The organism is Burkholderia sp. LMG 13014 (genome assembly GCF_905232215.1).
Classification (GTDB): Bacteria; Pseudomonadota; Gammaproteobacteria; order Burkholderiales; family Burkholderiaceae; genus Burkholderia.
Window position 1 is genome coordinate 1 of the sequence record NZ_CAJNKE010000981.1, and the last position, 1,411, is coordinate 1,411.

2 protein-coding genes are annotated in these 1,411 nt (G+C 68.7%); both read left to right on the forward strand.

Annotated features, from left to right (window positions below):
- Positions 1–852, forward strand: an 852-nt coding sequence (locus JYJ84_RS36710; RefSeq protein WP_205190302.1) for an acyl-CoA dehydrogenase family protein, incomplete at its 5' end; no start/stop codon positions are given.
- Positions 849–1,411: CoA transferase (locus JYJ84_RS36715; protein WP_205190303.1), on the forward strand; the 563-nt coding region annotated here is incomplete at its 3' end. The genes JYJ84_RS36710 and JYJ84_RS36715, both read left to right, overlap by 4 nt.

A 1,411-nucleotide genomic window follows, 5' to 3' on the forward strand; every position in this document is an offset into this window, starting at 1 on the left:
CCCGCGCAGCTCGATCGCTATTTCAAGCCGGTGATGCGCGGCGAGAAATCGACGTGCTTCGCGCTGACCGAGCCACACTCGGGCTCGGATGCAATGAGCATCCGCACCACGGCGGTCGAGGACGGCGATGCGCTCGTGATCAACGGCACGAAGCACTACATCAGCGGCGCGCCGTTCGCCGATTTCGCGATCGTGATGTGCGTGACCGATGCGTCCGCGACGCCGCCGCAGATCACGGCCGTGCTGGTCGATCTCGACCTGCCCGGGGTGAGCGTCGAGCACGAGTACGTGCCGATGTCCGGCCAGCACATCGATGCAGATATTCGCTTCGTCGACGTGCGCGTGCCGCGCGAGAACGTGTTCGGCGGGCTCGGAAACGGCTTCCGGCTCGGCATGTCGCGCATCAACGTGAACCGGCTGCTGCATTGCCCGACGATGCTCGGCCTCGCAATGTCGGCGTACCGGGCCTCGCTCGATTACGCGCGCACGCGCCGGCAGTTCGGCGGCCCGATTGCGCGGTTCCAGGCGATCCAGCACATGCTGGCCGACATGGCCGCCGCGCTGTGGGCATGCGAAAGCATGATCGCGCATACGGCCGCGCTCGCCGATTCGGGTGCCGACCTGCGGATGACGGCGGCCGCCTGCAAGCTGTACGTGTCGGAGCGCTGCTTCGAGGTCGCGGACAAGGCCGTGCAGATCCACGGCAACGTCGGCGTCACGCGCGGCCATCCGGTCGAGCAGACGTTCCGCAAGCTGCGGATGTTCCGGATCCTGACCGGCACCAGCGAGATCCAGCGCAACACGATCGCGAAGGCGATTCTCGAACCGGCCGGCGCGGGAGGCGGTGCATGACGGCCCGCGACGACGCGCGCAACGCGTGGCCTGCCGCCGATGGTGATGGCGACGCGCCCGACTGGTCCTGCCTGCGCGGCGTGCGGATCGTCGATGCCGGGCAACTGCTGCCCGGGCCGCATGCGTGCGCGTTGCTGCGCCAGCTCGGCGCCGACGTGATCAAGGTCGAGCCGCCGGGCGGCGACGCACTGCGGCAGTTCGGTGCCGACACGTTCGCGCAGTTCAATCGCGGCAAGCGCTCGATCGTGCTCGACCTGAAGACGCCCGACGGCCGCGCACGCTTTCTCGAGCTCGTGCGCGAGGCCGATGCGGTGGTCGAAGGCAACCGCCCCGGCGTGATGGCGCGGCTCGGGCTCGGCTACGACGTGCTGGCGCACGCGAACCCGCGCGTCGTGCTGTGCTCGATCACCGGTTACGGGCAGGACGGCCCGTATGCGAACCGCCCCGGCCACGACCTGAACTTTCTTGCCGACGCGGGCTACTGGTCGGTGCCCGCGCAACTGCACGACACCGTCGCGCGGCCCCGCCTGGGGCCAGTCTATTATAAAAAACAGACGCA